Genomic DNA, 19,270 nt, shown 5'->3' on the forward strand with positions numbered 1-19,270 from the left:
GACAAGCTGATGGCGCGGCGGTGCCGGGCGAAGCGGTAGGTCGTTTCGAGACCGTGTCGGCGTCCGCTCCGACATCAACGCGGATCGCCTCGCTCTCCGGCCCCTCCGCCGATACGATCCGCGCGGCGCGCCAAGGCCGGCCTGGGCTTCTGCGCCCGCGCTATCCCTGCGCGCCGCCTGGCCTCCGTCAGGGCGAGCCGAGGGCCGGGATGCCCAGCGCGCCGTCTCTCCGATCAACATTGTGATCGTCGAAACGTCGCGACCAGGACGCCCGGCCCGATGCGGACCATCCGCTGCGCCCGCCTGCGCGCCGCGGCGGCCGTCAGGATCGCGCCGGAACCGACCGGCGCGCTGCTCCGCGCAACCGAACGGAGTAGTTCCAAGGCGGCATCGCCCCCGAGGCGACTTAGCCAGACTAACCACGGAGCTAGTCCGGAAATCTGATTTGGCCCGACGTTCCGCCATGGTGTGCTCGGCCCATGGATTTCGGAGGCCGGAATGCCGACGGGCGGATTGGACAACAGCGATATCTCGCCGACGATGCTTCCCAAGAGGAGGCGGTCCTGGGCCGATATGCGTCTTGGCGTTTCCGAACGGCTGTTCGGGCGCCGGACGGTCCGGGCCGCGCCCGTCCTCGCCATCGACCGAGCCGAACCCGCGCCGGTCGAGCGTCCCCTCGTCATCGATCTCGACGGAACGCTTCTGCGGACCGACGCTCTGTTCGAGAGCGTGCTCACCCTGGCCAGGGAGCGCCCCCTCAGCCTGATGCGGATGCCTCTCTGGCTCTGGCAGGGGCGCGCCCGGTTCAAGCGCGAGGTCGCAATCCGGGCCTCGCTTGCGACCGAGGCGCTGCCGATCAACGAGGATCTCCACGCCTTCGCCGTCCGGGAGCACGCTCGGGGACGGAAGCTCTACCTCGCGACGGCGGCCGACCAGACCGTCGCGGAGACCATCGCCCGGCGCATCCCCCTGTTCGAGCGGGTCGTCGCCAGCCAGGGCGGCGTCAACCTGAAGGGCCAGGTCAAGGCGGATCACCTCGCCGCGATGTTCCCGGACGGCTTCGCCTACGCGGGCGACAGCCGGGCCGACTTTCCGGTCTGGGCGCGGGCTGCCGAGATCATCACGGTGGGCAGCGCGCACCGCACCGAGCGGGTCGCGGCGCATTTCGGGCGTCCCGTCCGGGCCTTCACGGTGCCCTCGCGCTGGGCGTCCCTGCTCGAAGGCCTGCGGCCCCATCAATGGGCGAAGAACACCCTGGTGTTCCTGCCGCCGATCCTCGGCGGTGCCATGAACAACGCCGCAGCGCTCACGGCGACGAGCCTCGCCTTCGTCGCTCTCTGCCTCGTTGCCTCGGCGACCTACCTGATCAACGACCTGTGGGACGTGGCGGACGATCGGCAGCACTGGTCGAAGCGCAACCGCCCGATCGCGAGCGGAGCCCTGCCGATCGCGACGGCCGCCGCCGCCGTCCCGATCCTGCTGGGCGTCGGCGTGCTCCTGGCAGCCTCGGTCTCGCATCAGGTCATGCTGGTGATCGGCTTCTACCTGGCCCTCACGCTGTTCTACTCGTTCCGGGGCAAGCGCATCCCCGTCCTCGACGTGAGCTGCCTCGCCGGGTTGTTCACCACCCGGATCGTCCTCGGCATCGTCAGCTCCGGCGTGCAGCCCTCGCCCTGGCTGCTGATCTTCTCGATGTTCCTGTTCGCCTCACTCTGCTTCGCCAAGCGCTACGTCGAGATCGTGCGGTCGGCGGCGCTCGGCCGGACATCGGTGAACAGCCGCGGGTACGAGGCCCAGGACGTGCCCCTGATCCTCGCGGTCGGCCTCGGCACCGGCATGACCAGCATCGCGATCATGGTCCTGTACATCATCTTCGACGCCTTCAAGCGGACCTTCTACGGCGATACCGTCTGGCTCTGGGCGATGCCGCTGATCATGTTCCTCTGGATCTGCCGGATCTGGCTCATGGCCGTGCGCAACACCCTGAACGACGATCCGGTCGCGTTCGCGCTGCGTGATCCGCCGAGCCTCGGACTCGGCGCCACGATGTGCGCCGCCTTCCTCCTGGCCTGGTCCGGGGTGTTCGCGTGACCGCGGCGGCAGGCGACCGTCCGGGCCGGTCCGAGACCATCCTGCGCTTCCTCCTGGCGGGCGGCGGTGCTGCGGCCCTGAACTGGATCGTCAGGTTTCCGCTCTCGACGGTGATGCCGTTCTGGCTGGCGGTCTGGACGTCGGCCCTGATCGGCATGGCCGCGGGCTTCGTCCTGTATCGCCGGTTCGTCTTTCCCGCCTCGCGGCGCGGCATCTGGCTGGAGCTGCGGGATTTCCTGATCGTCAATCTTCTGACCAGCGTCGCCGTCGCGATCGTCGCGCACCTGCTCGCCGGGCTCCTCGATCCGTACCTGCCGAGGCATGTCGCCGAGCCGGCCGCCCATGCGGGGGCCATCGCGGCGGGGGCGGTGCTGAACTTCCTCGGCCACCGCAGCGTCACGTTCCGCGCTCAGAGGCCGGGCCCGGAGGGCCGGACCGCGCACCGAAACTCGGCGCCCTGCTGACCGAAGTCGGGCGCGCCGACAGATCGTCCTGGCACCGGTGCCGTGGTCAGGCCGGCGTGACACGGTGCCGGCGTCGCGATTGCCCCCGGCTTGAGCCGGGCCCGCTCGCGGAGCGACGGGGCGCCCCTCCGGACCCGGATCGTGACGGCTGCCTTGCATCGAGCCGGCTCCACCTCGGCGGACACCACGCGGCATCTCGGATCCTGGACCACAAACCGGCTCGCGCGGGTGACGGATCGTGGCCGTGAGACCGGATCATCCAGGCCACCCCGAAGGCCGCGACGGCTCGGGTCAAGGGCCCGGATCCAGTCTGCCGGACCTCGTCCGGCTGGAGGCGCAGGGCCGGCCCCTCCCTGTGCCGGCAGGCCGGCTCCCGGGTCCCGGCTCTCCGGGGCGGGCGCGGCCTCCGCCGTCGCGACCGGGCGCCCGACGATGAGCGGCCGGGGGCGATCGGGATGCCGGCGGATGCACGCCGTCCCCGGCCAGGGTCGCGGGCACGCGCCGCCATCGGCATCCTTGCGGCGGCCGGCCCCTCACGTCATCGGGGTCCGGCTGCCGTGGCCTCGGACGTCCCTCCGCGCCAGGAGGCCTCAGGCCGGATCGAGCCGGCCGGATCGGGTCTGCTCGCCGCGGTCTGCGCTCTGTGAAGGAGGCCCAGCATGGTCACGACAGCGATCAGGCGCCAGGATTGCAACGGGCTGGCGAGGGTGCCGGCCAGCCGTTCGGAGATGTTCCAGTAATTGCTCAGCAGGAGGACGCAGATGCCCCAGAGCACCAATCCAGTGCGGCGACGCGCAGGATCGGCCTCGACGGCGAGCGCGGCGAACAGAATGACGAGCGCCGGATAGGTGATTCCGTAATGGTGGCCCCAGGCGATCGGGGACGCCAGCGTGAACGCCACGGCGGCGGTGAGGAAATCCAGGCTCTCGGAGGCCGGTCCGCCGCCGCGCCGCGGCAGCAGCGCGTAGGCGATGATCGCGACCGACGACAGGGCCGTCGCCAGATAGGTCGAGGTCGTGACCGGCGGGAATGCCTTGTAGTCGAAGATGAGGACTTGATCGGGAAAGTTCAGTCCGTTGACGAGACCGTTGATCGACGTATTGTCCCAGAATATTTCGCCCCGCTGGGAGATGTACTGCAGGACTGAGATATAGTTCAGGTGATTGCCGAAGCCGTAGAGCAGGACCGAGACGGAGAGCCCCACCACGAGGACACAGGCTTGGCCCACCGCGAATCCCGTGTTCCGGCGGATCAGGGCCCAGACCAGGAACAGCGAGAATTGCGGCTTGACCAGGCAGATCAGGCCGATCGCGACCCCTGACCAGGCGGGCCGTCGATACAGCCAGCACAGACAGGACACGGCGAAGGCGAGGTTCAGCAAGGCCTGAACCTGTCCGAGCCGCCACGCGATCATCACCGGATAGAAGAACAGCACGCCGACCGCGAAGGCGGCAGCGGTCGCGTAGACGGCGACGCGGTTCCCGGGCTCGTCGCCGCCGAAGCGCCGTGCCGCCGCGATCGAGATCAGGAAGGACAGGACGGGCATCGCCAGGATGCTGATCCAGACGAGCCGGTTCATGGCCTGCACCGTCGGCGCGATGCCCAACGCGTCGAAGGCGGAATAGAGCAGCAGGGAACTCGGCGGATACTGGAACTTGACGTGATCCACGAAGAACAGGTCGTAGAGCGGGCGCGGATCCATCGCCCGGATCCGCGCGTAGGCCAGCCCCATGGGCATCCAGGAATCGTCCAGCGCGCCCGTGCCGAAGAACCAGCTGTAGGCGCCTCCCACATAACCGCCGAGGCGCAGGGCGAAGCCCGCCAGGATCGCGGCGCCGAGGATCGATACGACCCAGGCGAGATCGCTGCGCCCGGAGGCCGGCCGGCCCGCGCGCCGAGGCGATGCGGCGGTCCCGCTCAAGGGTCCGGAGTGAGGATCTCTGGGCATGGACGCTCCGGGTGGAAGGGCCGCCCGGCGCGAAGCCCGGGACGGCGCGGTGGGATGTCGCCCCGATCCGGAACCTCCCGGATCGAGACGCGTCGGAGGAGGGCGCGGCCCGCGGGGTTCCGGCTCATACGATCTGGAAATCCGCCGCCGTGAGCGCGAGACCGGGGGCGAGGGTCGCGATCTGGACGGCACCGCCGGCAGCGGAACCGTTGCTGTCGTAGTAGAGCCGGCCCGTGCCGGTCGCGTAGATGATCCGATCGTCGGCCTCCGTCGCGAGGCCCGCGAGGTTCGACGCGAAGGCGCCATTCGGCAGCGCGCCGGTGATCAGGGCGGTGAAGACGGTGTGATCGAGGGCGATCGTGTCGTCGTTTCCCGCCGCGTTGCTGAAATCCGTGATGCGGTCGACATTCGTCGAGGCGTTCGGCGCGGTGTTGAACAGGAAGATGTCGTTGCCCGCCCCACCGGTCAGCGTATCGTTGCCCGTGCCGCCCGCGAGCGTGTCGTTCCCGGCCCCGCCCAGGAGCGTGTCGTTGCCCGCATTGCCGACCAGGCTGTCGTTGCCGGCCCCGCCCGTGATCACGTTGGCCACCGCGTTGCCGGTGAGGCTCTGTCCCACCGCGGAGAGCCCGGTGAGGTTCTCGACGTTCACGAGATCGGCGATCGAATAGGCCGCGAGCCCGGTCTGGATGGTGTCGGTTCCGCCGCCCGCGGCCTCCGTCACCACGTCGGCGAGGCTGTCGACGACGTAGGTATCGTTGCCCGCGCCACCGATCATGATGTCGTCGCCGGTCCCGCCGTCGAGCCTGTCGTTGCCGGCACCCCCGTCGAGGATGTCGTTGCCGGCTCCGCCGCTCAGCGTGTCGTTGCCGCCCAGCCCGACGAGCGTATCCGCGCCGGCCGTACCGCCGAGGGCGTTGGCGCTGCCGGTGCCGGCCGTCGCGGTTTCGGGCGAGGCGAGGCGGTAGGTGCCGAACGCATCGCCGTAGGTCGCCACCACGTGGAGGAGGGCGCTCGCCTGGGCGCTCGCAACCGTGTAGCTGGCGCCGGTCGCGCCGGCGATGGCGCTCCAGCTCGCCCCGCCGTCCGTGGAGCGCTCCCACTGGTAGCTCACCGCGGGCTTCGCCACGTCCGGGTCGGAGATGTCGTTGCCGGCCGTGAAGGTGACGCTCGTGCTCGTCTGGGTGTAGCCCGCGATGTGGGCGCTCCCGGTCGCGGCTTCGTTGACGTTCGTCACGCCGATGGCGAGGGCCTGCGTCGCGCTGAGCAGACCGTCGGAGGCCTGCACGGTGACCGTGTAGATGTTGTTGCCGTCGGCATCGGCCGGCGCCTCGAAGTTCGGCGCCGTCCGGAAGGTGAGCCGTCCGGTCGACGGGTCGATCGCGAACAGCTTCGCATCGCCGCCGTCCAGGAGGGTGTAGGTCACCGTCCGGCTGGGATCGGAATCGGTCGCCGTGACGCGCGTCACCGCATCGGTATTCTCGGCGACCGACAGCGTGGCGCTCGCGCCGCCGCCGTTCGAGGTGATCGTCGGGCCGCCACCGCCCGTCGTCCGGCTGATCTGGTAGCTCGGGCCGAGCCCCTGCGGCGTCTGGTTCAACAGGACCGAGATCGTCCCGTCGTTGTAGTTCGGAACCACGACATCGGGCCGGCCGTCCCCGTTGAGGTCCGACAGGGCGAAGAGCGAGGGAAAATTGCCCGTCGCGGCGGTGGTCTGCGGCTGGAACGTGCCGTCCCCATTGCCGGCCAGGATGGACAGCGAGGCCGAGCCCCCGTTCGCGACCACGAGGTCGAGCCGGCCGTCGCCGTTCACGTCCGAGAGCGCGACGGCGTAGGCCTCGGCCCCGGTCTGATAGATCGGCCCGGCCGTGAAGCTGCCGGTCGCGGTCGCGAGCAGCACCTCGACGGCGTTGTCGCCGTAATTGGCCACGACCAGGTCGGGCCGGCCGTCGCCGTTGAGGTCGCCCACCGCGATGCCGTTCGGAATCGAACCGGCCGCGACGCTCGTGGCGGCTCCGAAGGTGCCGCCGGGGGTCCCGTGCAGGATCGACAGGGTGCCGTCGAAGTTGTTGGCGGTGATCAGATCGGGATTGCCGTCCCGGTCCAGATCCGCGACCGCGATGAAGTTCGGTCCGCTGCCGGTCCGGTAGGTCGCCTGCGCCTGGAAGGTCCCGTCGCTCCGGCCGAGCAGCACCGACACGGTGTCCGCATCGGCGTTCGCCACGATGAGGTCTGCCAGCCCGTCATGGTTCAGGTCGGCCTGAACCATCGCCTCGGGATCGACGCCGACGGCGTAATCGGCGCCCTTGCGGAATGCCCCCGTCCCATCTCCGAACAGGATCGAGACGCTGCCGTTGCCCGCCACCCCGGTCCGGAAGCCCGCGAAGGCGTTCAGCACGGCCATGTCGACGTTGCCGTCATGGTTGAAGTCGCCCGTCTGGACGACGTAGGGCCCGGCGCCCGCCGTCACCGAGCTGGGCTGACGGAAGCTGCCGTCGCCATTTCCGAGGAGCACCGAGATGGTCCCGGCCCCGTAGGTGCCGTCGGCGTTCACCGGGGAGCTGTGGAGGTTCGGCACGATCAGGTCCGGGATGCCGTCCCGGTTGACGTCGGCGACGGCCACGGAGCCCGGATTGTTGCCGACCGTGTAGGTCGTGCTCGGGCCGAAGGCCCCCCCGTAGGGATTCCCGGCGATGTCCGCGATGCTGCCGCCGACGAGGTTGAGGGCGAGCGTGCCGCTGCCCGTGCCCGTGGTGGCATCGACGGTGAAGGCCGTTCCGCCCGACCCGGCGACGGCCGTGACCTTGGCCACCGTGGCGCCCTGCAGCGTCCCGGTCGTGACCAGGCTGAAATCGCCGATCTGCGGGGTTGTCACGGCTTCGGTGAAGGTCACCGTGAACTGCACGGTGCCGGCGGTCGTCGCCGCGGCACCGACGAGCGCGATCGTCGAGAGGCGCGGCGCCAGGGTGTCGATGGTGAGCGGCAGCGGCTGCGACAGGGCGGAGTTGCTGGTCCCGTCATCGGCGATCGCGAACAGGCGGTAGGCCCCATCCGCGAGGGTGATGGTCGCCGTGTAGGTCCCGTCGGCGGCCACGTAGACCCCGCCGACGGCGTTGTCCGGGTAATCGGCGACCCCGTCGCGGTTGACGTCATCGAACAGGATGATGCGGTTGCCCGGGGTGCCCTTGCCGGTGACCGTGATGGTCCTGCGCTTGGTCACGCCGTCGGTGGCCGATAATCCCGTGTCCTGGTCGGAGCCGAAGAGCAGCGTGGGGGTGCTCGTTGCCATGAGGACTTCGACCTTTCAAAGAATTCGCAGTCCCGCAGGCAGACGGATTCAGACCCATGACGGCGGCCCGCCGAGGAGCAGGACTGCGATGGCGTGGGGCGTGACCGGCTGCTGCGACGACGCGGACGATTTCACGCGGGCGCCGTCCTCGCAAAGGATCATCGGCGATACTCCGAACGCGCCCGGATGAGGGACGGTGATCGCGCGTGCCCCGGGCCGGGCGGCCGATCTGCGAAGGGGCTTGGGCTTTCGTCGGACCGCCGGGCTCTAGCCGTCCGCGCGCCCGGCCGGCGCGTCGCCGGCCTCAGCGGGCTGCCGAAGACCTCCGTGGCTTGGCCGAACCGGGCGTGTTTCACGCGGTATTGCACCGGGCGGGATATCCCGATCGCCGCGCCGCGCGGGGCCGTCTCCGCGCGCTCCGCGGCTCGGATGGGTCGTCCGTCGCCTCCGCCTGAGATGCGGCGGGTGAGGCTCCTGCGGGCGGTCTCCTCCATCCGCTCGGCGCGGCAGGCGAGGGGGCGGCCTGGGTGCGACCTGATGGTCCGCCGATTCCCGGGCTGGGGTGTCGACGATCCGGCCCGGGATGGGTCGCGCTTCGGCAAGAACCGGAACCGGTTTCCGCTGGCCGGTAAGAGCGCCGCCAGGTTCCCGGCAATCCTGCTGACCCAGCTCGGGGTGGAGAATCTCTTGTCCGACGACCGCTTCGGCGTCGACGGCGCGCGTGCCGGACCGGGCGCAATCAAGTATTTCTGCAGCTGACGCTTCCGGATTAGTACTTCGATGTTGCGCGCTCGGGTCGACAAACCTGCTAAAAAAATCTCGCGCACTCCTTTCGCCTATCCGGTGGAAGACGCAAGGGCAGATGGCAGGGGTTTGGTACTACCCGTCAAGGCTGGGCTTCGTCTGCCCTCCCGCCGGGGCCGGCTCGATCGAGGGGGGATTGGATGTGACGGATCGTCGAGGCGACATCCAGTGGATCAGAGCCGCCGCGGCAATCGAGGTCGTCGTGATTCACTCCGATCTGGCAACGAAGCACTTTTCCGATGCCTCGATCCTGGATGCGCCTTACGCCGCATTCGGCGGCATCGGAGTCGAGATCTTCTTCCTGGTATCGGGTTTCATCATCTGCATGGTCGCCCCGCGCTCTCCGAGCGCCGGCGAATTTCTGCGGACGCGGATCAAACGCATCCTGCCCCTCTACGCGATCTTCACCACACTGGCGCTGCTCGTCCATCTCACGAAGCCCCGGTGGCTGCTCTCCCCGGCCGACCTGAGCCTCTCCTACCTCGCCCAATCCTACCTGATGTGGCCGCAGATGCGGTTCCCGCTGCTCGGCCCCGGCTGGACGCTCGAGCACGAGATGCTCTTCTATGAGGTCGTCGCCGCGGTCCTCCTCGTCACGCCCCTCACGCGGCGGACGAAGCCCCTGGTCGGCGGCGCGCTGGTCCTCATGGGTTGCGTCGGCTGCTATCTCGGGCGGAGCGCGGATCACGGCGCCTGGACGCTCCATCTGCTCACCCCCTACATGCTGCTGTTCGGGTTCGGCTGGCTCTTCCGCTGCGCCGAGGAGAGCGAGACCCGGATCCGCCTCGTCATCGGGGCCGGCTGCCTGTGCGCGCTGGCGATCGCCTTCTGGCTCGGCGACGCGTGGAGCCGTCATCTGGTGATGCGCATCGCGGCGGCGGCGGCGCTGTTCACCCTGGGGGTGCTCGCACGGCGCCGCCTGCAAACGGACAACCGGTTGAACCGTACGGCCTGGTTCCTGGGGAACGCGTCCTTCAGCCTCTACCTGTCGCACTGGTTCGTCCTGTCGGCCTGCGGCAAGCTCGCCGGCCTCCTGCATCTGCCGGCCGGACTGGAGCTCGGCTACCGCATCGGCGCCGTCGTCGTATCCGTCCTCATCGGGGCGGCCTCCTATCGATGGCTCGAGACCCCGCTCAACCAGATGATGCGCCAGCACAAGGCAGCCGCCCGGCAGCCGGCCCTGGTGGGCGGCCTCTGAAGGCGGCACGGGCGACAACCCCACCGGTGGACCGGCCGGAGCGACCGAGCCCGTGCGATACGCGATCGACCCCGATGTCGGTCGCCGTCCCGGGCTCGCGCGAACCCATTCGCCTCTCACGCGACGAGGCCCGCGGCGTGGACGGCCCCGCCATCCGGCCCGCGGATTCCCGGACGGGTCGTCTCAGGGCCGGCCCAGCACCACCCGCAGCTGGTTCGCGAGCTCGTCGCGCTGATAGGGCTTGCTGAGCAGCGGCAGGTCGGCGGGGAGGCCCTGATCGTCGAGGGCCGAGCCGGTATAGCCGGAGGTCAGCAGGACCCTGAGGCCCGGCCGCAGGCGGCGCGCCTCCACGGAGAGCTGCACGCCGTTCATGCCGCCCGGCATCACCACGTCCGAGAACAGGATGTCGATCCGCTCCGGGCCCCGCAAGCGGTCCAGGGCCTCGGCGGCCTGCGTGGCCGTCAGCGTGCGGTAGCCGAGCTCGCCCAGGCTCTCGACGGCCACCTCCAGCACGGCCGGCTCGTCCTCGACCACCAGCACGACCTCGCCGGCCGCGGCGCGGCGGAGCGGCAGCGCGCCGTCCGTCCGGCTCGCGACGACGCGCTCGCCCGAGCGCGGCAGGTAGAGCTCCATCACCGTGCCCTGGCCCGGCCCGCTCCGGATCCGCGCGTGGCCGCCGGCCTGCCGCACGAAGCCGTAGACCTGGCTGAGACCGAGGCCCGTGCCGCGCCCGACCTCCTTCGTGGTGAAGAACGGCTCGAAGGCGCGGGCCGCCGTGGCGGCCTCCATCCCGTGGCCCGTATCGGAGACGGCGACACAGACATAGGGTCCGGGCGCGAGGTCGGGCCGCTCCGCGAGCGCGTCGGCGTCGAGGCTCGCATTGTGGGTCTTCACGGTCAGCGTCCCGCCGCCCGGCATGGCGTCGCGCGCGTTGACCGCGAGATTCAGGATCGCACTCTCGAACTGGCCGGGATCGAGCCGGACGGGGTCGAGGCTCGCATCGAGATCGAGCCGCACCGCGATGGTCTCGCCGACGGCGCGCCGCAGCAGGCCCTCGAAATCCTTGAGCAGGTGGTTGGGGTTGACCGTCTCGGCGCGCAAAACCTGCCGGCGCGAGAAGGCCAGCAGCTTCTCGGTGACCTCGGCCCCGCGCCGGGCCGCCTGCAGCCCCGAATTCGCCAGCCGCGCGACGCGCCCGGCCTCCTCGGGCCGGCGCACGATCATGTCGAGATTGCCCACGATGATGGTCAGCAGGTTGTTGAAGTCGTGCGCGACGCCGCCGGTGAGCTGGCCGATCGCCTCCATCTTCTGGGCTTGGTTCAGGCGCTCCTCGGTCTCGTGCCGCGCCGTAGCGTCCATCACGAGGGCCGCGAGGGTCGCGGGCCGGCCGGTCGCGTCGCGATAGACCTTGCCGCGCATCGCGATCCACCGGAGCGCGTCGTCGCCGGCCCGCCGGATGCGGCAATGGAGATCCAGGCGCCCCGTCCCGGCGCAATCCGCGAGCGCGGCCTGGGCCATGCCCCGGTCCTCCGGGACGACGTGCCGGAGGAACGTCTCGACGGTCCATTCGGCCGCCGGGCGGTCGTAGCCGAAGATCGCATCGTGCCGCCCCGTCCGCCGCGAGACGCCGGAGCGGAGATCGAGCTCCCAATCGCCCATCTCGGCGGCCTCGAGGGCGAGGGCGAGGTTGTCGCGCGCGAGCTGCAGCTCCGCCCGCCGCAGCTCGCGCTCCCGGGCCGCGGCCTCGGCGCGGGCGTAGAGGAAGTCGACCTCGCGCAGGTACACCCCGAGCACGATCAGGCCGGCCGCGAGCGCCTCCAGGCGCCCGGCGAACCAGCCCACCGTGCCCCGGGCCGCCCCGGGCAGCGTGATCAGGTTGTCGAACGCCAGAAGCAGGAGCGAGACGGCCAGCCAGAGCTGCAGGATCGTGCGCAGACGCGTGGTCCAGCACAGGATGGCGAGCACCGCCACGGTCAGCGCCATCACGACGGGTCCGATCCCCGACGTCGTCAGCAGCCCGTAATCGTCGCCCACGACGCTCTTGGGCAGCAGGTGGACGTAGCGCGTCACCGCGACGGTCGCGAGCGCGACCGCGGCCCCGGTCGCGGCCACGGCGAGCCAGCCGATCCCGGCGACGCGCGCGGGCGGCACCAGCCGGGTGCGGCTGTCGCTCTCCATGATCGCGTAGGGCAGGGCGAACAGGGGCGGCCCGACATGCCAGAGCGTCCAGAGCCAGATCGTGGTGTCGGGCCCGCTGCCGAGCAGGCGCCCCTCGGCCAGGAGATTCGGGAAGGACAGGAGCTGGGCCGAGACGATCAGCGTCACGTACAGGCTGCCCGCCCCCAGCACGAGCAGGGGCACCGAGCGGGTCCGGCGGTACTGGGCGAAGAACAGGTAGGTGGTCAGGGCGTAGACCACGATCAGCGCGGATTGGTAGACCGGCACGAAGCCCGGCACCCGCGGCATGGGCTGGGCCGCGACGGGCAGGAGCGCCAGCGTCACGGCACCGAAGGCGGCGCAGACGAGCCCGGCCAGGACGCGCTGGCGCCCGCCGGCCTGCACGGTGGCAAGGGTCCGAAGGACTGGATCTCCGTCCATCGCGGGCTCCGTGACGAAGCGCGCTGTCGGGACGCCAGCTCGCGTAGGATCAGGTCACCGTAGCACGGCGCAAAGCAGGCGCAAAAGACAAGCTCGAAACATCGGCGATGCGCTGTAATAAATATGGCACATATCCCGATATTCAGATCTCAAACCATCCGAGTTTTATCCAGAACATCGGCGCTGTACGGCAAGACAATCCGGCTGAATTCTATTTCTGCACAGAACTTGGCTCGCTCCGATCCGGATCGAGCCGGTTTTGACGGTTGAATGCTCGGTTTTCGGCCGCCCGGGTCAGCGCTCCAGCCGGTAGGCGATGCAGAAATCCGGCGCCTCGTCGTCGAGGAGCGCGCAACCCCGGGCGATCTCCTCCTCGATCAGGGCGCACGGGTTGGCCGCGTTGCAGGGCGGGCGCGTCGCGGGGGAGACCGCGGCGCAGCGCGCGACGAGCGTGGCCGCACGGCTCGGGCCGAGCGTGGCCCTGCAGGATTCCTCCGCCGCGGCGGGGGAGGCCCAGGTCAGCGCGGCGGCCAGGACAACGGCCGGGCGCGAGGCCAGGCGGCAGCGGGACGGGGCGGGGGCGCGTTCCGGGGGGCATCCCGTGCCGGGAGCGGACGGACGGCGCGTCGTCATCATGGGATCTGTTCTTTCCCCCAGGGCGCCCGGCGGTCCCGATGGGCCGCAACGGTCCGCGTGCCTCCCCTATACCCGAACTCCGGAGGTCCGGCCCGTCGGGATCGGCGGAATCGTCCTGCCCGATCCGGCGCGGCCGGCCCCCTGCGCCGGGCCGGCCATCGCGCCCGCGGGACGCGGATCAGGCGGAGGGCAGCGCCGCGGGAGCGGGAAGCCGGGAAGCCGCGGCCTCGGCGGCCTCGACCCGGACCGCCTGCCCGGCTTGGCGCTCGCGGAAATGCGGGATCGCGGCCTCGAACACCGCGTCGGCCGCCGCCCGGTCGCCGCGGGCGACCGCCTCGCGCAGGGCCGCGATCCAGGCATCGAGCCGGGCGCGGTCGGCGAAGACGGGGCTCGCCGCCATCACGCCGTCGATGCCCTCGAGGCCGACGCGGGGCTCCTCCCGGGCGAACAGGATCTCGTTGAGGCGCTCGCCCGGCCGCGCACCCGAATAGGCGATCTCGATCTCCTCGCCGGGCTCGAAGCCGGCGAGCCGGATCATGCGCTCGGCGAGTTCCCGGATCTTCACCGGCTGACCCATCTTCAGCACGTAGACGGCCGCGCGCCGGTCGGCCTCGGCAGGCGGCAGGGCGCGGGCCTCCCCGTCGGCGTGCGAGCCCGCGGTGAGGACGAGGTCGGCCGCCTCGCGCACCGTCATGAAGTAGCGCACCATCTCGGGATGCGTGACGGTGACCGGGCCGCCGCGGGCGATCTGGGCCTTGAACACCGGCACCACCGAGCCGACGGAGCCCAACACGTTGCCGAAGCGCACGGCGATGAGCCGGGTCGGGTGGCCCGGCACCGCGGCCTGCTCCGCGTCGCGGGCCTGGGCCACCATCTCGGCGAAGCGCTTGGTGACGCCGAGCTGCGAGACCGGCTCGATCGCCTTGTCGGTGGAGATCATCACCAGCGCCCGGGCGCCGACGGCCAGCGTGGCGTCGGCCACGTTGATCGAGCCGAAGACGTTGGTCTTGATGCCCTCGCTCCAATCCTGCTCGAGGTAGGGCACCTGCTTGAGCGCGGCGGCGTGGAAGACGTAGTCCGGGCCGAACTCCGCGAAGACCGCGCGCAGGCGCGCCCCGTCGCGGATGTCGGCGAGCGCGCCCGTCACGGCGCCGCCCGAGGCCAGCACGGCCGGCTGGCTCAGGATGCCGTGGAGCGCGGGCTCGGAACTCTCCACCACGAGGATGCGGGCGGCGCCGAACGCCAGCGCCCGCAGGCAGATCTCGGAGCCGATCGAGCCACCGCCGCCCGTGACGATCACCCGCTTGCCCGAGAGGAAGCGCTCCAGCCGCGTCCGGTCGATCGCGACGGTCGGGCGCAGCAGCAGGTCCTCGATCTCCAGGGGCGCGAGCTCGGCGTCGCGCACGCCTTCGCCGAGGCTCGCCACCCGCACCAGCGGCAGGCCGAGGCGGCGGGCCCGGGCGATCAGGTCGTCGGGCTCGGCCTCGGGCGCGAGCGCGCTCGGCGTCGCCACGAGGCGGCGCACGGGGGGCCCGCGCTCGGCGAGGGCCGCCAGCACCCGCTCGAGATCGGCGAAGCCGCCGAGCACGGGCACGCCGCGCATCATCTGCCCGGCCTCGTCGGCGCGGGGCGAGAGGATGCCCCGGGGCGCGAGCTTCTTCACGGAGCCCGATTCGATGGCGCGCAGCAGCACCTCGATGTCGCCGCCGCGGCCGAGGAGCAGCGTCGGCACCGTGGCGGCCCGCGCGCTCGATTGGCGCGAGCGGGCGTATTTCAGGTAGCGGAAGGCGAGCCGGGTGCCGCCGAGGAGGAAGATCTGCAGCACCCAGTACAGGACGATGGCGATCTTGCCGAAGAAGTAGAACCCGTAGAGGTCGGACGAGACCAGCACGTAGTCGACCACGAGCAGCGTCAGCGCCAGCACGCTCGCCGCGCGCACGATCCCGGCCAGATCGGGCAGCGAGGCGAAGCGCCACTTGGTCCGGTAGAGCCGGAACCGCGCGTAGACGAGGCCGGCGAGCGCGAGGAACGGCGGCAGCAGCAGCGGCAGCGCGTGCAGCCGCTCCGAGAGCGGCGCCCCGGTGAAGCGGAAGCTGAAGGTGAGGACCACGGCCAGAGCGGTCGCCACGAGATCGTGGACGACCATCACGGCGGTCTTGGTGTGGCGCGGCTGCATGGGTGGGCGCGGTATCCGCCGACGGCCGGATGCTGTCAACGCGGCCGGCGCCTCGGGCCGGGGCCATCGCTGACGCGGTCACCCCGACTCCCGCCCGCCGCGTAGCCCAGCGGCGGCCTCCGCGACCTTGGCGCGCGCTCCGCTCGCTCCCGCGGCCGGGCCCAGGCCCGCTCGGCAGGGCGCTCGTCGCGCCCGAGCACGATCGTCCCCGACGCGATCGTGCTCAGGCCAGTTCGCGCAGCGCCCGCGCGGCCGCGTCGTCCGTCTCGTCGATGTCGGGGGCGTCGATGCGTCGGTAGCGCGCCTGGATCAGCCCGAAGGCCCCGAAGGCGACGTGCCCGGCGGCCACCAGCGCGAGCAGGACCCAGCCGTAGACCTGGGCCCGCAGCAGCCCGAAGGCCTCGGCCAGACCCTTCACCTCCGAGGAGCGCTGGTGCCACGCCGCCGCGACGAGGAAGCCGCCGATGATCAGGAAGGCGATGCCGCGCGCGGCGTAGCCGAAGCGCCCGAGGGGCCGCGCCCAGCGCAGGCGGCCGGCGTCGAGGGCGAGGCGTTCGGTGACGTCGCCGGAGATCGCCTTGCCGAGGAAGCCGAAGCCGCCGCCGACCACCGCGAGCCCGATCAGCGCCAGGAGCCAGCGCCCCAGCGGCTTGGCCATGAGCCACGCGCTCCAATCCTGCACGCCGTCGCCGCCGTGCAGGCCGAGGCCGAGGCTGAGGCTCGCGGCGGTGAGGCTGAGGCCCGCATAGATCCCGGCGCTGACGAGGTGGGCGCCGCGGACCGCGAGGCCCTTCGCCGAGCTGCCGCGCCGGTCGGCGTCGGTGATGCCCTCGACGAGGCGCCACAGGGCGAAACCGAGGAGACCGAGCGCGATGATCCCGACGACCACCGCGCCGAACGGGCCTCCGAGCACGGCCCGCAGGGCGCCCTTGCTGCCGTCGGCCTGCCCGCCCCGGCCGACGGCGGCGAGCACCGCGAGAGCGCCGACCACGCAGTAGACGAGCCCGCGGGCCCCGTAGCCGAAGCGGGCGAGGCGCTCCAAGGTGTTGCGGCCGCCGAGCCGCCGCAGGGGCGTCACGGAGCCGGACGCTGCGTCTTGCCCGAGAGCGCGACGTAGAAGCCGAGGCCGTCCTGGGCGGGCAGCGTCTGCAGGCGCTCCACCAGGCCGCGCCGCTTGGCGTCGAGGAGCTGGCGCCCGATCGGCTGGAACAGGGTCTCGCCCCCGCCCTCCGGCGGCGCGTCGAGGCGGATCGCCACGCTCTTGCCCTTCCCGAACCGGCTGCGCTCCAGCATGTCCTTGAGCGAGGCCTCCGCCCGGACGCGGTCGGCGCCGCGCAGGTCGAGCACCGCCTCGGCATCGGTGACGCCGAGGGAGCCGCGCAGCTTGTCGGCGTAGAACTCTTCGAAGTGGGGCAAGGGCGACGGACCTAACGAAAATTCAGAAGCTGACGCGGGTATAGACGTCGGCGACGGCGACGTCGCCGCCGAGTTCGGGCAGCTCGATGCGGTCACCTGGACCAAGGACCTGCATCTCCCAATCCGCCGCACGGCGCCAGACTTCGATCCTAGGCTCGTTCTGGTAGACGATCAGGAAGATCTGGAGGCTGGCGACCGTGCGGTAGAAGGATGCCTTGCGGCCGCGGTCGTTCAGGATCGTCGAGGGGGAGAGAACCTCCGCGACGAGCATCGGATCGCTCGCATAGCCGTCCGGGAGCGGCGGCCCGCACCGCACGACGATGTCCGGAATCGGTGCGAAATCGTCCATCGTCTCGCTGAGGATGGCGAGGCCGGGCAGCGCGTCGCATCCGCGCGCATCGGCCAAGTCGCCGAGACGGCGCAGCAGGTTGTAGACGATCTTCTGGTGGCGGTGCTTGGCCGGCGCCATCAGCACCGGCTCGCCGTCCAGCAACTCCCAGCGCTCCTCGTCCGGCCGGGTCTCGACCCAGCCGCGGTACTCCTGGACGCGCATCGGGGCGTCGCGTCTCGCGGCCAGCGCCATCGGGGCCTCAGCGTGTGAACGTCGGCCCGGATGGTAGCATCGCCCGCCCGCCCCGCAACAGCGGGGCGTTCGGTCTCAGGCGCGGCCTCAGCCGTGCACGAGCACGTTGCGGAACTGCCAGGGGTCGCTCGCGTCGATGTCCTCCGGGAACAGGCCCGGACGGTCCGTGAGCGGGGTCCAGTCGGTGTAGACGCCGACGACGGGGCCGAGATACGGCGTCTGCACCTCGAGGCAGCGGCGGAAATCCATCTCGTCGGCCTCGACGATCCCGGCCTCCGGGTTCTCCAGCGCCCAGACCATGCCGGCGAGCACGGCGGAGGTCACCTGCAGGCCGGTGGCGTTCTGGTAGGGGGCGATCGCCCGCGTCTCCTCGATGGAGAGCTGCGAGCCGTACCAGTAGGCGTTCTTCGCGTGGCCGTAGACCAGCACGCCGAGCTCGTCGATGCCGTCCTCGATCTCGGTCTCGTCGAGGATGTGCTGGCGCTCCTGCACCCGGCCGGCGTTGCCGAACATCTCGTGCAGCGAGAGCACCGCGTCGTTGGCCGGGTGGTAGGCGTAGTGGCAGGTCGGGCGGAAGACGGGCGTCTCGCCCTCGCGCACGGTGTAGTAGTCCGCAATCGAGATGGCCTCGTTGTGGGTCACGAGGAAGCCGAACTGCGCCTGGGCCGTCGGCGTCCAGGAGCGCACGCGGGTGTCGGCGCCGGGCTGGAGCAGGTAGATCGCGCACCGCGAGCCCGTCTTCTGCTCGCGGGCGTTCCCGGGCATCCAGGTCTCGTGCGTGCCCCAGCCGAGTTCGGCCGGCTGGTTGCCCTCCGACACGAAGCCCTCGACCGACCAGGTGTTGACGAAGACGCCCTGGGGCTTGGGGTGCTTGGCGCGCTGGGTGTCGCGCTCGGCGATGTGGACGCCCTTGACGCCGAGCTCCCGCATCAGCGCCGCCCACTCGGTGCGGCTCTTCGGCGTCGGGGTCTCGACGCCCGTGTCGCGGGCGATGTCGAGGAGCGCCTGCTTGACGAACCACGAGACCATGCCGGGATTGGCGCCGCAGCAGGAGACCGCGGTGGTGCCGCCGGGCTTCTGCGCGCGGGCATCGAGGATGTCCTGGCGCAGGGCGTAGTTGGTGCGGTCGCCCTGGCTCTTCGACTTGTCGAAGTAGAAGCCCGGCCAGGGCTCGGCCACCGTGTCGATATAGAGGGCGCCGAGCTCGCGGCAGAGCTCCAGGATGGCGCGCGACGAGGTGTCGACCGAGAGGTTGACGCAGAAGCCCTGGCCGCCGCCCTCGGTGAGCAGCGGGGTGAGCACGTCGCGGTAGTTCTCCTTCGTCAGCGCCACCTGCTCGAAGCGCAGCCCGTGCGTCTCGGCGAGTGCCCGGTGCGTGTCGACCGGATCGATCACCGTGAAGCGGGCGCGGTCGTACGTGAAATGGCGCTCGATGAGCGGCAGGGTGCCGCGGCCGATCGAGCCGAAGCCGATCATCACGATGGGACCGCTGATGCGGCCGTGAATCGGGTGACGGGTCGGCTGATCGGTCATCGTGGGGTGGTTCCTTATGGCTGGAGGCGGCCCGTGGTTAAGCGGCATCCATGACGGATCGGCGACAGCCGCCCGAAGCGGCGGGCGGAGAGCCGCCCGGCGTTCCGAGCCCGGACCGGCGCCGGCCCGTGCCGCGCCCCAGGGCATCGCCCGCGCGGCCCTTACTGACGCCCGGGACCCTGCGGGTCAACCGGCGCGCCAGAGGTTACCGGACGGTTGAGGTCGCCGCCTTGATCCATGATTGGATTGCATGCGTCATCCGCAAAAGCACGCGTTGCCCGCGTCCGACGCAGCCTCGATATTGCAATGCAACAGAAGGGTCCAAGGCCCCACGGGAAGCGCCTGCTCACTCAGGAGCGTGCCATGCTATCCGTTCTCGTCTCGCAATTGCCCGATCACACCGAGGAGCCGGTGGATCGCGATCCCGGCCTGCTCACCCTGGCCTTCCGCTTCGCCCGCCGCCTGCGCGGTCGCGGTCCGCGGACGGTCGACGCCTACCGCCTGCCCTGATCGTCTTCCGAAACGGGCATGATTGCG

General features: G+C 71.0%; 14 protein-coding genes. 5 read left to right on the forward strand and 9 right to left on the reverse strand.

Annotation, left to right across the window (positions count from 1 at the left end; translation table 11 throughout):
- Positions 1-573: 573 nt before the first annotated feature.
- Positions 574-2,091 carry a UbiA family prenyltransferase gene (locus ACS5RC_RS23510; protein ID WP_478346348.1) on the forward strand — a complete coding sequence of 506 codons (1,518 nt, stop codon included), beginning with the start codon at positions 574-576 and terminating at the stop codon, positions 2,089-2,091.
- Positions 2,088-2,555: a GtrA family protein gene (locus tag ACS5RC_RS23515; RefSeq protein WP_478346349.1), complete on the forward strand. Its 468-nt coding sequence runs from the start codon at positions 2,088-2,090 to the stop codon at positions 2,553-2,555. Before ACS5RC_RS23510 ends, ACS5RC_RS23515 begins: the two co-directional genes overlap by 4 nt.
- A gap of 538 nt (positions 2,556-3,093) precedes the next feature.
- Here the strand turns inward: ACS5RC_RS23515 and ACS5RC_RS23520 are convergent.
- The gene (locus ACS5RC_RS23520; protein ID WP_478346350.1) at positions 3,094-4,503 is read right to left on the reverse strand and encodes a glycosyltransferase family 87 protein; all 1,410 of its coding nucleotides are present in this window, start codon (positions 4,501-4,503) and stop codon (positions 3,094-3,096) included.
- 124 nt (positions 4,504-4,627) lie between these two features.
- A complete protein-coding gene (locus ACS5RC_RS23525; RefSeq protein WP_478346351.1) occupies positions 4,628-7,789 on the reverse strand; it encodes a beta strand repeat-containing protein in 3,162 nt (1,053 codons plus the stop codon).
- 537 nt (positions 7,790-8,326) lie between these two features.
- Here ACS5RC_RS23525 and ACS5RC_RS23530 point away from each other — a divergent pair.
- On the forward strand, positions 8,327-8,548 hold the full coding sequence (locus ACS5RC_RS23530; RefSeq protein WP_478346352.1) for a hypothetical protein: 222 nt from the start codon (positions 8,327-8,329) through the stop codon (positions 8,546-8,548).
- Positions 8,549-8,651: 103 nt separating this feature from the next.
- Positions 8,652-9,791 carry an acyltransferase family protein gene (locus ACS5RC_RS23535; RefSeq protein ID WP_478346468.1) on the forward strand — a complete coding sequence of 380 codons (1,140 nt, stop codon included), beginning with the start codon at positions 8,652-8,654 and terminating at the stop codon, positions 9,789-9,791.
- A gap of 183 nt (positions 9,792-9,974) precedes the next feature.
- Here the strand turns inward: ACS5RC_RS23535 and ACS5RC_RS23540 are convergent, their stop codons facing one another.
- The 7 genes from ACS5RC_RS23540 to ACS5RC_RS23570 form a co-directional block, all read right to left on the reverse strand.
- Positions 9,975-12,389 carry an MASE4 domain-containing protein gene (locus ACS5RC_RS23540; protein WP_478346353.1) on the reverse strand — a complete coding sequence of 805 codons (2,415 nt, stop codon included), beginning with the start codon at positions 12,387-12,389 and terminating at the stop codon, positions 9,975-9,977.
- A 294-nt stretch (positions 12,390-12,683) separates the two neighbouring features.
- Positions 12,684-13,025, reverse strand: coding sequence for a hypothetical protein (locus ACS5RC_RS23545; protein ID WP_478346354.1), 342 nt, complete (start codon positions 13,023-13,025; stop codon positions 12,684-12,686).
- Between the two features lie 178 nt (positions 13,026-13,203).
- Positions 13,204-15,201, reverse strand: coding sequence for an SDR family NAD(P)-dependent oxidoreductase (locus ACS5RC_RS23550; RefSeq protein WP_478346355.1), 1,998 nt, complete (start codon positions 15,199-15,201; stop codon positions 13,204-13,206).
- A gap of 223 nt (positions 15,202-15,424) precedes the next feature.
- A complete protein-coding gene (locus ACS5RC_RS23555) occupies positions 15,425-16,270 on the reverse strand; it encodes a DUF1206 domain-containing protein (RefSeq protein ID WP_478346469.1) in 846 nt (281 codons plus the stop codon).
- 5 nt (positions 16,271-16,275) lie between these two features.
- A complete protein-coding gene (locus tag ACS5RC_RS23560) occupies positions 16,276-16,617 on the reverse strand; it encodes a hypothetical protein (RefSeq protein ID WP_478346356.1) in 342 nt (113 codons plus the stop codon).
- 22 nt (positions 16,618-16,639) lie between these two features.
- On the reverse strand, positions 16,640-17,200 hold the full coding sequence (locus ACS5RC_RS23565; protein ID WP_478346357.1) for a Uma2 family endonuclease: 561 nt from the start codon (positions 17,198-17,200) through the stop codon (positions 16,640-16,642).
- 87 nt (positions 17,201-17,287) lie between these two features.
- Complete coding sequence (locus ACS5RC_RS23570) at positions 17,288-18,733, reverse strand: homospermidine synthase (protein ID WP_478346358.1); 1,446 nt, start codon at positions 18,731-18,733, stop codon at positions 17,288-17,290.
- A 363-nt stretch (positions 18,734-19,096) separates the two neighbouring features.
- Here ACS5RC_RS23570 and ACS5RC_RS23575 point away from each other — a divergent pair, with 363 nt between their 5' ends.
- A complete protein-coding gene (locus ACS5RC_RS23575) occupies positions 19,097-19,243 on the forward strand; it encodes a hypothetical protein (protein ID WP_478346359.1) in 147 nt (48 codons plus the stop codon).
- Positions 19,244-19,270: the final 27 nt, after the last annotated feature.

Source organism: Methylobacterium sp. HJ2 (genome assembly GCF_056431005.1).